Genomic DNA, 12,934 nt, shown 5'->3' with positions numbered 1-12,934 from the left:
AAACCTCGAGGCAAGCAGAGGATCAGGCCCCTTTCCACGCGAGTCACCACACCATGTCGATGCAAATGCCGCTGAAGGTTGCCCTCGTCACCGGAGCTGGTACGGGGGTGGGCAAAGCCGCTGTCGCCGCCTTGCTCGGGGCTGGCTTTCAGGTTGCCTTGACCGGACGGCGTGAAGAGGCGCTGACGGCTGCCGCTGCCACGCTCGACCCGGACGGGACGTCCACGCTGGTCCTGCCGGGAGATGTCAGCCAACCCGCCGATGTGGAGCGTGTCTTCGGCGCCATTCGCGACCGGTACGGGCGTCTCGATGTGCTGTTCAACAATGCGGGGGTCGGCGCACCGGGGATCCCGCTCGAAGACCTGAGTTTCGATCAATGGAAGACCGTGGTCGACATCAATCTGACCGGCGTCTTCCTCTGCATCCAGCAGGCGTTCAAAATCATGAAGGCGCAATCGCCTCGGGGCGGCCGCATCATCAACAATGGGTCGATTTCGGCCTATGTGCCGCGCCCGAATTCCGCGCCTTACACGGCCACAAAACATGCGGTGACCGGACTGACCCGAACGGCCTCGCTGGATGGCCGAAAATACGACATTGCATGCGGTCAGATCGACATCGGCAATGCCGATACCGAAATGGCGCAGAAGCAGAAAGACGGCGTCCTGCAGGCCAATGGGTCGATCGCGGTGGAGCCGACCATGTCGCCAGACGATGTCGGGAGGGCCGTCGCCTTCATGGCGACCCTGCCGCTCGATACCAACGTCCAATTCATGACAGTGATGGCGACCGCCATGCCGTTCGTCGGCCGGGGCTAATCGCAACGCTGCCCCGCGGGCCCGGTATACCGGCGAGCGGCGGTCCGCTTTTCGGCTCCGATTAGCCATCCTTTACTTGCAACTCACCGCCGTTTGGAGTGAAACAGCCGCATCGTTGGTGGCCGTATCGGCCCGTCTCAGCGTCGCGCAGATGATCGGCCTGGCCCCTCATCTGCCACCCGGTCACGGTCAACCGATCTAGCCTGGAAGGTGGTGTCGAATGGCGCGTAAGAAGATTGCATTGATCGGAGCCGGACAGATCGGCGGGACGCTTGCGCATCTCGCAGGTCTCAAGGAACTCGGCGACATTCTGCTGTTCGACATCGTCGAAGGTGTGCCGCAGGGCAAAGCGCTGGATCTCGCCGAATCAGCTCCGATCGAGGGCTTCGATGCCGGCATGCGCGGCATCAATGATTATGCGGACATGAAGGGCGCCGATGTCGTCATCGTCACGGCGGGCGTGCCGCGCAAGCCGGGCATGAGCCGCGACGATCTTCTCGCCATCAATTTGAAAGTGATGAAGTCGGTCGGCGAAGGCATCAAGGCGCATGCGCCGGACGCTTTCGTGATCTGCATCACCAACCCGCTCGACGCGATGGTTTGGGCGCTGCAGAAAGCCTGTGGCCTGCCTCCGCATATGGTGGTGGGGATGGCCGGCGTGCTTGATTCGGCGCGGTTCCGCTATTTCCTGGCGGATGAATTCAAGATTTCGGTCGAAGACGTGACCGCCTTCGTGCTCGGCGGCCATGGCGACGACATGGTTCCACTGGTGCGTTATTCGACGGTCGCCGGTATTCCCCTGCCCGATCTCGTCACCATGGGTTGGACCACCAAAGAGCGGATCGACGCAATCCTCGAGCGGACCCGGAAGGGAGGCGGCGAGATCGTCAACCTGTTGAAGACCGGCTCCGCTTTCTATGCGCCCGCCTCTTCGGCGATCGCGATGGCCGAGAGCTACCTCAAAGACAAGAAGCGCGTGCTGCCCTGCGCGGCTTATCTCGACGGCGAGTTCGACGTGAAGGGCATGTATGTCGGGGTTCCGGTCGTGATCGGCGCGGCCGGCGTCGAGCGTATCCTCGAGATCGAGATGACCAAGCCCGAGCGCGAGATGTTCGCGAAATCGGTCGCCTCCGTGCAGGGTCTCGTCGACGCCTGCAAGACCATCGACACCAGCTTGGCCGACTAAGCCCAGCCGCACAGCATCAGGCTGCCCCTGCGGCCGCAACGCCATTCCGACGGCGAGGATTTCTGCGATGAACATTCACGAATATCAAGCCAAGGCCGTGCTCAAGGAGTTCGGCGTTCCGGTCTCGAAGGGTGTGCCGATCATGCATGCCGGCGAGGCGGAGGCCGCGGCCCGTGAGCTCGGCGGCCCGCTCTGGGTGGTCAAATCGCAGATCCATGCCGGCGGTCGCGGCAAGGGCAAGTTCAAGGAAGCGTCGGCCGGCGACAAGGGTGGGGTTCGCCTCGCCCGCTCGATCGACGAGGTCAAAACCTTCGCCGAACAGATGCTCGGCGCGACTCTGGTGACGATCCAGACGGGTCCGGCCGGCAAGCAGGTCAACCGGCTCTATATCGAAGATGGATCCGACATCGAGAAGGAATTCTATCTCTCGATGCTGGTCGATCGCACCACGTCGCGGGTGTCGGTTGTGGCCTCGACGGAAGGCGGCATGGACATCGAAGAGGTCGCCCATTCGACTCCCGAGCGTATTCACAGCTTCTCGGTCGATCCCGCGACCGGCATCATGCCCCATCATGGCCGGCTGTTGGCCCAGTCGCTCGGCCTCAAGGGCGACCTTGCGAAGAGTGCGGCGCGGCTCTTGTCGCAGCTCTATACGGCCTTCGTCGCGAAGGACATGGAGATGCTGGAGATCAATCCGCTGATCGTCACCACCAGCGGCGAACTGCGCTGCCTCGACGCCAAGATGTCGTTCGACGGCAATGCCATGTATCGCCAGCCTGAGGCCTTCGCGCTCCGCGACGAAACCGAGGAAGACGCGAAGGAAATCGAGGCGTCGAAATCCGACCTCAATTACATCACGCTCGATGGCACCATCGGCTGCATGGTCAACGGGGCAGGGTTGGCGATGGCCACCATGGACATCATCAAGCTTTATGGCGAAGCGCCGGCCAACTTCCTCGATGTCGGCGGCGGCGCCTCGAAGGAGAAAGTGACGGCGGCCTTCAAGATCATCACGGCCGACCCGAACGTCAAAGGCATTCTGGTCAACATCTTCGGCGGCATCATGCGATGCGACGTGATCGCCGAAGGCGTGATCGCCGCCGTCAAGGAGGTGGGGCTTGCGGTGCCGTTGGTGGTCCGGCTCGAAGGCACCAATGTCGACCTCGGCAAGAAGATCCTGCGCGAGTCGGGCCTTAACGTGATCCCGGCCGACGACCTCGACGATGCCGCCCAGAAAATCGTCGGCGCCGTCCAAAAGGCCGCCTGACCTTCTAAGCACCCGATCTATCGACGGTTCGATCCGAGCCTGTTCCAAGACGTCCGAGCGAGATATCCGACCCATGTCCATCCTGATCGACAAAAGCACCAAGGTGATTTGCCAGGGCTTTACCGGCAAAAACGGCACCTTCCATTCGGAACAGGCCCTGGCTTACGGCACCCGCATGATGGGCGGCACGTCACCCGGGAAGGGTGGCTTGACCCATTTGGGCTTGCCGGTGTTCGACACGGTGGCCGAGGCCAAACAGGCCACCGGCGCCGATGCATCCGTGATCTACGTGCCGCCGCCAGGCGCGGCCGACGCGATCTGCGAGGCGATTGACGCCGAAATCGGCCTCATCGTCTGCATCACGGAGGGAATTCCGGTCGCCGACATGATCAAGGTGAAGCGCTCGCTCGCGGGTTCGAAATCCATGCTGATCGGCCCGAACTGCCCCGGCGTGATGACGGCGGGCGAATGCAAGATCGGGATCATGCCGGGCAACATCTTCAAGCCCGGATCGGTCGGCATCGTGTCACGCTCGGGGACGCTCACCTATGAGGCGGTGTTCCAGACCACGCAGGAGGGCCTCGGCCAAACCACGGCTGTCGGCATCGGCGGCGATCCCGTGAAGGGCACTGAATTCATCGATATTCTGGAGCGTTTCCTGGCCGATCCCAAGACCGAGTCGATCGTCATGATCGGCGAGATCGGTGGCTCGGCCGAGGAAGACGCGGCACAGTTCATTCTCGACGAAGCCAAGCGCGGTCGCCGGAAGCCGATGGTTGGCTTCATCGCCGGCCGCACCGCTCCTCCCGGGCGCCGCATGGGTCACGCAGGCGCGATCATCTCGGGCGGCAAAGGGGGCGCGGACGACAAGATCGCGGCCATGGAAGCGGCCGGTATCACAGTATCGCCCTCACCGGCTCGCCTTGGAAAAACCTTGCTAACCGTCTTGAAGGATAGGTAAGCGCAAGCCCATCTAGTGTGTGTAAGTCGGTGCAATTGATTGCGCCGATTCGCTGCTTGTTGCGGCTTCATTTCCAATCACACCGCGAGCCTGTCCTCTGGCCCGGCGGCAGGACGAGGGCCTTATGGCACGTCAGGACGATAGTTCACCGATTTCCGATCCGAGTTTCCTGGATGGCGCAAATGCCGCTTACATCGAGGCCTTACAGGCCCGCTACGAAGCTGCGCCCGACAGCGTCGATGCGACATGGCGTGCTTTTTTCGCATCGATGGGCGACGATCGATCCACGGTAGAACAGTCGGCCGAAGGCGCGTCTTGGAAAAAAGCCAGCTGGCCGGTTCTGGCCAATGGCGAGATCGTCTCAGCGCTCGATGGTAATTGGGGTGTCAGCGAGAAGAAGATCGCCGAGAAGATCAAGGCAAAGCAGCCCGAAGCCGGGCCTGCGATCTCCGAGGCTGATGTTCAGCGCGCCACGCGCGACAGCGTCCGCGCCATCATGATGATCCGTGCCTATCGCATGCGCGGGCATCTTCATGCCAATCTTGATCCGCTTGGGCTCGAGCCTCAGCGCGATCACGAGGAGCTGCATCCGTCGACCTACGGGTTCACCGAAGCCGATTACGATCGCCCGATCTTCATCGACAACGTGCTCGGGCTGGAATTTGCGACCCTGCGCGACATGGTGCCGATCCTGCGTCGCACTTATTGCTCGACCATCGGCTATGAATTCATGCACATGTCCGATCCGGACGAGAAGGCCTGGATGCAGGCCCGCGTCGAAGGGCCGGACAAAGAAATCACATTCACCCGCGAGGGTAAGCGCGCCATCTTCAATAAACTCGTTGAAGCCGAAGGGTTCGAGAAGTTTATCGACGTTCGATATACCGGCACCAAGCGCTTCGGTCTCGACGGCGCAGAAGCCATGATCCCGGCGCTGGAGCAGATCATCAAGCGCGGCGGCGCGCTTGGCGTGCAGGAGATCGTGCTCGGCATGGCCCATCGCGGCCGCCTCAACGTGCTCAGCCAGGTGATGGCCAAGCCGCACCGCGCCATCTTCCATGAGTTCAAGGGCGGCTCCTCCTCGCCAATCGATGTCGAGGGGTCCGGGGACGTCAAATACCATCTCGGCGCGTCGTCCGACCGGGAGTTCGACTCGAACAAAGTGCATCTGTCGCTGACCGCCAACCCGTCTCACCTCGAGATCGTCGATCCCGTCGTGCTCGGCAAGGTCCGGGCGAAGCAGGATCAGCTCGACGATACAGTCGACCGGATTAAGGTGCTTCCGTTGCTGATCCACGGCGACGCGGCCTTTGCGGGGCAGGGCGTCATCGCCGAATGCTTTGGTCTGTCTGGCCTCAAGGGACACCGCACCGGTGGCTCGATCCATTTTATCGTCAACAACCAGATCGGGTTCACGACCTATCCGCGCTACTCGCGCTCGTCGCCCTATCCGTCCGACACCGCCAAGATGATCGAGGCGCCGATTTTTCACGTCAACGGCGATGATCCCGAAGCCGTGACACATGCGGCCAAGATCGCGATCGAATTCCGGCAGAAGTTCCACAAGCCGGTCGTGATCGACATGTTCTGCTATCGCCGCTTCGGCCACAACGAGGGCGACGAGCCCGGCTTTACCCAGCCGGTCATGTATAAGGTCATCCGCTCGCATCCGACATCGCTCGAAATCTACGCCAAGAAGCTGGTCGATGAAGGCGTGCTGGCCGAGGCCGACGTCGAAGAGGCGCGCAAGACGTGGCGCAACAAGCTCGAGGAAGAATATCAGGCCGGCCAGACCTATCGACCCAACAAAGCCGATTGGATGGATGGCCGTTGGTCGGGACTTCGCGTTGCGACCGATGTCGAGGACGACCGCCGCGGGCAGACCGGGGTCCCTGTCGAGACCCTTCGTCAGATCGGTAAAACACTGACGACGCTTCCGGAGGGCTTCAACGTCCACCGGACGATCAGCCGGATTCTCGAGAGCCGAAGCAAGATGATCGAGACCGGGCAGGGGATCGATTGGTCGACAGCTGAATCCTTGGCGTTCGCGACCCTTCTCGACGAAGGCCGTCCGGTTCGCCTGTCGGGTCAGGATTCGGAGCGTGGCACCTTCTCGCAGCGTCATTCGGTTTTGATCGATCAGGAGACCGAAGCGCGGTTCATTCCGCTCAACAACCTCCGTGACGGCCAAGCCCGCTACGAAGTCATCAACTCGATGCTGTCCGAGGAAGCGGTGCTCGGGTTCGAATATGGCTATTCGCTCAGTGAACCGAACGCGCTGACGCTGTGGGAAGCCCAATTCGGCGATTTCGCCAATGGCGCCCAGGTGGTGTTCGATCAGTTTATTTCGTCGGGCGAGCGCAAATGGCTCCGGCTGTCGGGCCTCGTCTGCCTGCTGCCACACGGCTATGAAGGGCAGGGGCCGGAACATTCCTCAGCCCGGCTCGAGCGCTTCCTGCAGATGTGCGCCGAAGACAATATGCAGGTCGCCAATGTGACGACCCCGGCGAACTATTTCCATATTCTACGCCGTCAGTTGAAGCGGGACATTCGCAAGCCGCTGATCCTGATGACACCGAAGTCGCTGCTCCGCCACAAGCGGGCCGTGTCGACGATCGAGGATCTGGCGACTGGCTCCTCCTTCCATCGCGTGCTGCGCGATGATGCGGCGAAGGGCGATGTCTCGACGCTGGTGTCGGACGACAAGATCCGTCGGGTCGTGCTCTGCTCCGGCAAAGTCTATTACGATCTCTATGAGGAGCGTGAGAAGCGTGGCATCAACGATGTCTATCTGCTGCGCGTCGAACAGCTTTATCCGGTTCCGTTGAAGACTCTGGTGAACGAACTCTCGCGTTTCAAAAACGCGCAGGTTGCGTGGTGTCAGGAGGAGCCCAAGAACATGGGCGCCTGGTCGCATATCGATCCCTATCTCGAATGGGTGTTGACCCAGGTCAATGGACCCGCCAAACGCGCCACTTATATCGGCCGACCGTCGTCGGCCGCCACTGCAACGGGTCTCATGTCGAAACATCTGGCCCAGCTCAAAGCCTTTATGGACGACGCCTTCGCGGCCTAGTCCTCAGATCCATGTTTCACGCTCCCGGCCACAAGCCGGGAGCGTGTTGTTTTTCGAAGCCGCGCAGAGTGAGATCGATCGTAATGGCAACCGAGATTCGTGTTCCAACTCTTGGTGAATCCGTCACCGAGGCAACGATTGGCCGCTGGTTCAAGAAGCCCGGCGAGACCGTCAAGGCCGACGAGCCGCTTCTGGAACTCGAGACCGATAAGGTCACGCTCGAAGTTAACGCTCCGGCCGCCGGTGTTTTGTCGGAAATAACCGTGAAGGATGGCGAGACGGTCGGCCCAGGCGCCTTGCTGGGTCAGATCCAGGCAGGTGCGGCTGGTGACGCCGCCAAGCCCGCCGCGGAAGCCCCCAAGGCTGCCGCTGCACAGCCGCAGGCCGCGCCAGCGGCTCCTGCCGCAAGCCAGCCCGGCGCTGCCAAGACCACGATGCCACCGGCACCGTCCGCCGCCAAGCTTGGTACGGAGAATGGCATCGACCTCAACGGGATCGATGGCTCGGGCAAGCGTGGTCAGGTCCTCAAGGGCGACGTGCTGGCGGCCATTCGACCCGTCGCGCAGGCTGTCGCCCCGGCCCGTGCGGAAGCGCCTGTTCCAGCGCCTCGCGCTCCCTCGCCGGCGAGCGATGCTCAGCGCGAAGAGCGGGTTCGCATGACCAAGCTGCGCCAGACGATCGCGCGCCGCTTGAAGGACGCCCAGAACACCGCCGCCATGCTGACGACCTTCAACGAGGTCGATATGAGCGGTGTGATGGCGCTCCGCGCCCGTTACAAGGACGTGTTCGAAAAGAAGCACGGCGCCAAGCTTGGCTTCATGGGACTGTTCGTGAAGGCTTGTGTAGGCGCCTTGAAGGAGATCCCAGCCGTCAATGGCGAGATCGACGGCACCGATCTCGTCTACAAGAACTATTACCATATCGGTATCGCGGTCGGGACCGAGAAGGGCCTCGTCGTGCCGGTCGTGCGCGACGCGGACCAGCTCAGCCTCGCGGCCATCGAGACCACGATCGCCGGCTATGGCAAGCGCGCGCGTGACGGACAGCTCAGCATCGCCGACATGCAAGGTGGCACGTTCACGATCACCAATGGCGGTATCTACGGCTCGCTAATGTCGACGCCGATCCTGAACGCGCCGCAGTCCGGCATTCTCGGGATGCACAAGATCCAAGAACGTCCGGTGGCGATCAGCGGCAAGGTGGAGATTCGTCCGATGATGTATCTGGCGCTATCCTATGACCACCGGATCGTCGACGGGCGCGAGGCCGTGACCTTCCTGGTTCGCGTCAAGGAAGCCCTGGAAGATCCCACCCGTCTGATGCTCGAGGTCTAAGGCCTCATCAAAAAAAGTGCCTCGCTCCAGTGGAGCGAGCCCCTTTTTCTTGCCGATCGCAGCGGGCGCTACGGCTCCAGGATCGAATCCCAGTAGAGATAATCCAACCAGGATTGATGCAGATAGTTCGGCGGAAACAACCGGCCGTTCTGATGCAGATCGTGAACGGACGGCTGGAACGGATAGGTGGCCGGAAACATCTCGGCTTCGGCCGGCATCTTGTCGCTCTTCCGAAGATTGCAACATGAGCAGGCCGCGACCACGTTTTCCCAGGTGGTCGATCCACCGCGAGAGCGCGGAATGACGTGGTCGAACGTCAAATCGTCCCGGTCGCCGCAATATTGGCAGGTGAACCGGTCCCGCAGAAACACATTGAAGCGGGTGAAGGCCGGGTTCCGCGACGGCTTGATGTAGGTTTTGAGCGACACCACAGAGGGCAGGCGCATCTCGAAGCTGGGGCTTCGAACCGTGTTGGGATATTCCGACACGATATTGACCCGATCCAGGAACACCGCCTTGATCGCGTCCTGCCACGACCAGAGCGAAAGCGGGTAGTAGCTGAGCGGGCGAAAATCAGCATTGAGCACTAAGGCCGGGCAGGCCTCGGGCGAGACGTTCGAATGGACATGCACCGTCAAAGCAAAGCCTTTTCAGTACCAGCCCCGGACAGTCCGAAGCACTATCGATGTATCGAACATATCCCTGATGACGGCGTTGTGAAAGCCTTCGTGTTTTCCGAGCGAAAGCGGCATGCTGACGCGCGAAAACTCCGCTTTAGCGGGTCGGGACCGGCGTTTCGCCGCGATAATCGTAAAAGCCGCGGTTTGTCTTGCGCCCGAGCCACCCGGCTTCGACGTACTTGACCAGCAACGGGCACGGTCGGTACTTTGAATCCGCGAGCCCCTCGTGCAGCACCTGCATGACCGCAAGACAGGTATCGAGACCGATGAAGTCGGCCAGTTGTAAGGGCCCCATCGGGTGATTGGCACCGAGCCGCATCGCGGTATCGATGGCGTCGACCGATCCGATACCCTCATGCAGCGTATAAACCGCTTCGTTGATCATCGGCAGCAAGATGCGGTTGACGATAAAAGCCGGGAAGTCTTCTGAGACGGTCGGGGTCTTGCCCAGCTTTTCGATGAAGATGCGCGCTAACTCGAAAGTGGCGGCGTCGGTCTGAATGCCGCGGATGAGCTCGACGAGCTGCATGCGCGGAACGGGGTTCATAAAATGAATCCCAATGAATTTTTCGGGCCGATCCGTGACCGAAGCGAGCCGCGTGATCGAAATCGAGGAGGTGTTGGACGCCACCAGCGCTCCCGCCTTCAGCGACGGGCAGAGCGTCGTGAAGATCTTGCGTTTGGTCGCTTCATTTTCAGTAGCGGCCTCGATCACGAGGTCGCAATCATAGAGGCCGGAATATTGGTCACTCGACACGATCCGCCGAAGCGCCGCCGTGCGTTGGGTCTCGTCCAACTGCTCGCGCTGGACCTGCCGGGCCATATAGCCATTGATGGTCGCGAGACCCGCCTTGAGACGTTCCTCGGAGATATCGGTCAGGACGACATCGAAGCCGGCGACGGCCGCCACATGGGCGATACCGCTGCCCATCTGACCCGCTCCGATCACGCCGACTTTGCGAATTTCATCCATCTTATGATCCATCCGCGAACGACGACGCTTGTCTTGTTTACATAAGTTAATGGCCTGTCTTTGCCAATTCCTGCTCGAGTTCGGGCAAAGCCGTGAACAGGTCGGCCACTAGCCCATAATCGGCAATCTGGAAGATCGGCGCGTCCTCGTCCTTGTTGATCGCCACGATCACCTTGGAGTCTTTCATGCCGGCAAGATGCTGGATCGCGCCCGAGATGCCAACCGCGATGTAAAGGTCCGGAGCCACGACCTTGCCGGTCTGTCCGACCTGCCAGTCGTTCGGCGCGAGACCCGCGTCCACGGCCGCGCGGGAGGCGCCCATAGCGGCCTTGAGACGGTCGGCAATCGGCTCGATATAGGTCTTGAAATTTTCGGCGTTCTGCATGGCGCGACCGCCCGAAATCACGATTTTGGCGGAGGTCAATTCTGGCCGCGTCGAGGTCGCCAAAGCTTCACCGGTGAAATGCGAGAGCGCTGGGTCGACGGCACCACCGACCATTTCGATCGGAGCCGCCACGCCACTCTCGCCCGTGACCGCGAAAGCAGCCGTCCGCACCGTCATGATCTTGTGGGCCTCGGACGTCTGCACGGTCTGGATTGCGTTTCCGGCATAGATCGGTCGCTCGAACGTATCCGGCGAGATCACCGCCGTAATGTCTGACAGTTGCATCACGTCGAGCGCAGCCGCGAGGCGCGGGAGAATATTCTTGGTGCTGGCGGTCGACGGCGCGACAACCGCGGAATAGTGGCTCGCGAGCGTCTTGAGCAAGGCCGTTACCGGCTCCGCCAAGCCATGCTCGACTGCGGCATCCTCAGCGACCAGGACCTTTTCGACACCCGTGAGTTTGGCGACCGTCGCAGCCGCCATCGGAGCGCCCTCGCCGAACACCAACACATGCACGGGAGCGCCGAGCGCGTTGGCGGCCGTCAGAGCACGCGACGTCATGTCGTTGAGAACGCCGGCTTTCTGCTCGGCCAAAAGAAGCGTGGTCATCAGATCACTCCCGCCTCGGTCAGTTTCGTCACGAGTTCGCCCACCGAACCCACCTTCACGCCACCCTTGCGGCCGACCGGCTCGACCGTCTTGAGCACCGTGAGGCGCGGCGTCACGTCGACCCCATAATCGGCCGGGCTTTTCTCTTCGATCGGCTTCTTCTTGGCCTTCATGATATTGGGAAGGCTCGCGTAGCGCGGCTCGTTCAGGCGGAGGTCCGTCGTGATCACGGCCGGAAGCGCGAGCGAAACTGTCTGCGATCCACCATCGACCTCGCGCGTGACGTCGGCGCTCGTGTCGCTCAACACCAGCTTCGAGGCAAACGTGCCCTGACCCCATCCGGCCAAGGCCGCGAGCATCTGACCGGTCTGGTTGCAGTCGTCATCGATCGCCTGCTTGCCCATGATGACCAAGCCAGGCTCGACTTCTTTCGCGACACCGAGCAGAAGCTTGGCAACCGCCAAGGGTTCGACCGGACCATCGACTTTCACGTGAATGCCGCGATCAGCCCCCATCGCCAGGCCGGTGCGAAGAGTCTCGGTCGCCTGAGCCGGGCCGATCGACACCACGATCACCTCGGTGGCCTTGCCGGCTTCCCTCTGGCGAAGCGCCTCTTCGACCGCGATTTCGTCGAACGGGTTCATCGACATCTTGACGTTGGCGAGGTCAACGCCCGACCCATCCGGCTTGACGCGGATCTTGACGTTGTAATCGACCACCCGCTTCACGGGCACCAGGATTTTCATCGATAAATGCCTCGGGAATTGAGCGCGAAAGCCACGTCTTCGAACACGTACTGGGGGGATTACACCAAGTCAACGCGGTGGGACCCCGCTGGAATCAGCGGTTCTGCCCGGGTACCCAAAGCACGTCGCCTTCACCATTTCGGTTGGCGACGCGCGCTGCGACAAACAGAAGATCGGACAATCGATTCACGTAGCGCAGTGCGGCATCGCTGACCCGCTCATCCGGCATGCGGGCCAGATGCGCCATCAGTCGCTCGGCCCTACGGCAGACCGTGCGGGCGAGATGCAGCGCCGCCGCGGCAGGCGAGCCGCCCGGCAGCACGAAGGAGCGCAAGGGCGAAAGATCGGCATTCAGCGTGTCGATCTCCTGCTCCAGCCGATCGACCTGAGCCTGGACGATCCGTAAGGCGGAGCCCGACGTCTCGACCTCTTTCGGCGGTGTCGCGAGATCCGCCCCGAGATCGAAGAGGTCGTTCTGGATGCGGGCCAGAATTGCGTCGAGTTGGGGCTGATCGGCGGTCGACAGGCGCGCCAGCCCAAGCGCCGAATTGGTTTCGTCCACCGTACCATAGCTCTCGACGCGCAGATCGAACTTGGCCCGGCGCTCGCCGTTGCCGAGCGCGGTCGACCCATCGTCGCCCGTGCGGGTGTAAATGCGGTTCAGCACCACCATCGATCAATGTCCTCGGAGATAAAGCACGCCCATGATGACCACGACGGCGACGAATTGAAGCCCGACCCGGAGCCGCATGAGGCGCTGCGACGTATTCGTACTGCCGCCCCGCATCATATTGACGAGGCCCGCCAGCAACACGACCACCACGAGGCCGAGTGCGACGGCCGTGACGATGTTGCCTTGCAGATAAGTCATGAGGCGAGCCCGGGGCCGAAACAGTCGA

Annotated in this window: 12 protein-coding genes; 6 read left to right on the top strand and 6 right to left on the bottom strand. The window is 61.7% G+C overall.

What is annotated here, in order from left to right; genetic code table 11:
• The first annotated feature begins 53 nt into the window (after nt 1–53).
• The 6 genes from EY713_RS06065 (at nt 54) to odhB (ending at nt 8,642) form a co-directional block, all read left to right on the top strand.
• Nucleotides 54–818 carry an SDR family oxidoreductase gene (locus EY713_RS06065; protein ID WP_245572912.1) on the top strand — a complete coding sequence of 255 codons (765 nt, stop codon included), beginning with the start codon at nt 54–56 and terminating at the stop codon, nt 816–818.
• 220 nt (nt 819–1,038) lie between these two features.
• Nucleotides 1,039–2,004, top strand: coding sequence for a malate dehydrogenase (gene mdh / locus EY713_RS06060; RefSeq protein ID WP_131114016.1), 966 nt, complete (start codon nt 1,039–1,041; stop codon nt 2,002–2,004).
• Nucleotides 2,005–2,071: 67 nt separating this feature from the next.
• The gene (gene sucC, locus EY713_RS06055; protein WP_131114015.1) at nt 2,072–3,271 is read left to right on the top strand and encodes an ADP-forming succinate--CoA ligase subunit beta; all 1,200 of its coding nucleotides are present in this window, start codon (nt 2,072–2,074) and stop codon (nt 3,269–3,271) included.
• 73 nt (nt 3,272–3,344) lie between these two features.
• The gene (gene sucD, locus EY713_RS06050; protein ID WP_131114014.1) at nt 3,345–4,232 is read left to right on the top strand and encodes a succinate--CoA ligase subunit alpha; all 888 of its coding nucleotides are present in this window, start codon (nt 3,345–3,347) and stop codon (nt 4,230–4,232) included.
• Between the two features lie 124 nt (nt 4,233–4,356).
• A complete protein-coding gene (locus tag EY713_RS06045) occupies nt 4,357–7,308 on the top strand; it encodes a 2-oxoglutarate dehydrogenase E1 component (RefSeq protein WP_131114013.1) in 2,952 nt (983 codons plus the stop codon).
• An 83-nt stretch (nt 7,309–7,391) separates the two neighbouring features.
• A complete protein-coding gene (odhB, locus tag EY713_RS06040; protein WP_131114012.1) occupies nt 7,392–8,642 on the top strand; it encodes a 2-oxoglutarate dehydrogenase complex dihydrolipoyllysine-residue succinyltransferase in 1,251 nt (416 codons plus the stop codon).
• Between the two features lie 68 nt (nt 8,643–8,710).
• Here odhB and EY713_RS06035 read toward each other — a convergent pair whose 3' ends face one another.
• The 6 genes from EY713_RS06035 to EY713_RS06010 all read right to left on the bottom strand — a co-directional run bounded on the left by EY713_RS06035 (nt 8,711) and on the right by EY713_RS06010 (nt 12,906).
• On the bottom strand, nt 8,711–9,280 hold the full coding sequence (locus EY713_RS06035; RefSeq protein ID WP_170314068.1) for an HNH endonuclease: 570 nt from the start codon (nt 9,278–9,280) through the stop codon (nt 8,711–8,713).
• A gap of 136 nt (nt 9,281–9,416) precedes the next feature.
• Nucleotides 9,417–10,295 carry a 3-hydroxybutyryl-CoA dehydrogenase gene (locus EY713_RS06030; protein WP_131114011.1) on the bottom strand — a complete coding sequence of 293 codons (879 nt, stop codon included), beginning with the start codon at nt 10,293–10,295 and terminating at the stop codon, nt 9,417–9,419.
• Nucleotides 10,296–10,341: 46 nt separating this feature from the next.
• The gene (locus EY713_RS06025; RefSeq protein ID WP_131114010.1) at nt 10,342–11,289 is read right to left on the bottom strand and encodes an electron transfer flavoprotein subunit alpha/FixB family protein; all 948 of its coding nucleotides are present in this window, start codon (nt 11,287–11,289) and stop codon (nt 10,342–10,344) included.
• Complete coding sequence (locus EY713_RS06020) at nt 11,289–12,035, bottom strand: electron transfer flavoprotein subunit beta/FixA family protein (protein WP_131114009.1); 747 nt, start codon at nt 12,033–12,035, stop codon at nt 11,289–11,291. The genes EY713_RS06025 and EY713_RS06020 overlap by 1 nt, the downstream gene beginning before the upstream one ends.
• A 94-nt stretch (nt 12,036–12,129) precedes the next feature.
• Nucleotides 12,130–12,708: a cob(I)yrinic acid a,c-diamide adenosyltransferase gene (locus tag EY713_RS06015; protein ID WP_131114008.1), complete on the bottom strand. Its 579-nt coding sequence runs from the start codon at nt 12,706–12,708 to the stop codon at nt 12,130–12,132.
• A 3-nt stretch (nt 12,709–12,711) separates the two neighbouring features.
• A complete protein-coding gene (locus EY713_RS06010; protein WP_131114007.1) occupies nt 12,712–12,906 on the bottom strand; it encodes a twin transmembrane helix small protein in 195 nt (64 codons plus the stop codon).
• Between the last annotated feature and the right edge of the window lie 28 nt (nt 12,907–12,934).

Origin of the sequence: Lichenihabitans psoromatis (assembly GCF_004323635.1) — a bacterium.
Taxonomy (GTDB): Bacteria; Pseudomonadota; Alphaproteobacteria; order Rhizobiales; family Beijerinckiaceae; genus Lichenihabitans; species Lichenihabitans psoromatis.
The sequence above is the reverse complement of the archived record's forward strand: the minus strand, read 5'-3'. Positions and strand labels throughout refer to the sequence as shown.

Coding starts and splice junctions, on each gene's coding strand:
- EY713_RS06065 (WP_245572912.1), top strand. CDS start 54: ATGTCGATGCAAATGCCGCTGAAGGTTGCCCTCGTCACCGGAGCTGGT.
- mdh (WP_131114016.1), top strand. CDS start 1,039: ATGGCGCGTAAGAAGATTGCATTGATCGGAGCCGGACAGATCGGCGGG.
- sucC (WP_131114015.1), top strand. CDS start 2,072: ATGAACATTCACGAATATCAAGCCAAGGCCGTGCTCAAGGAGTTCGGC.
- sucD (WP_131114014.1), top strand. CDS start 3,345: ATGTCCATCCTGATCGACAAAAGCACCAAGGTGATTTGCCAGGGCTTT.
- EY713_RS06045 (WP_131114013.1), top strand. CDS start 4,357: ATGGCACGTCAGGACGATAGTTCACCGATTTCCGATCCGAGTTTCCTG.
- odhB (WP_131114012.1), top strand. CDS start 7,392: ATGGCAACCGAGATTCGTGTTCCAACTCTTGGTGAATCCGTCACCGAG.
- EY713_RS06030 (WP_131114011.1), bottom strand. CDS start 10,295: ATGGATGAAATTCGCAAAGTCGGCGTGATCGGAGCGGGTCAGATGGGC.
- EY713_RS06025 (WP_131114010.1), bottom strand. CDS start 11,289: ATGACCACGCTTCTTTTGGCCGAGCAGAAAGCCGGCGTTCTCAACGAC.
- EY713_RS06020 (WP_131114009.1), bottom strand. CDS start 12,035: ATGAAAATCCTGGTGCCCGTGAAGCGGGTGGTCGATTACAACGTCAAG.
- EY713_RS06015 (WP_131114008.1), bottom strand. CDS start 12,708: ATGGTGGTGCTGAACCGCATTTACACCCGCACGGGCGACGATGGGTCG.
- EY713_RS06010 (WP_131114007.1), bottom strand. CDS start 12,906: ATGACTTATCTGCAAGGCAACATCGTCACGGCCGTCGCACTCGGCCTC.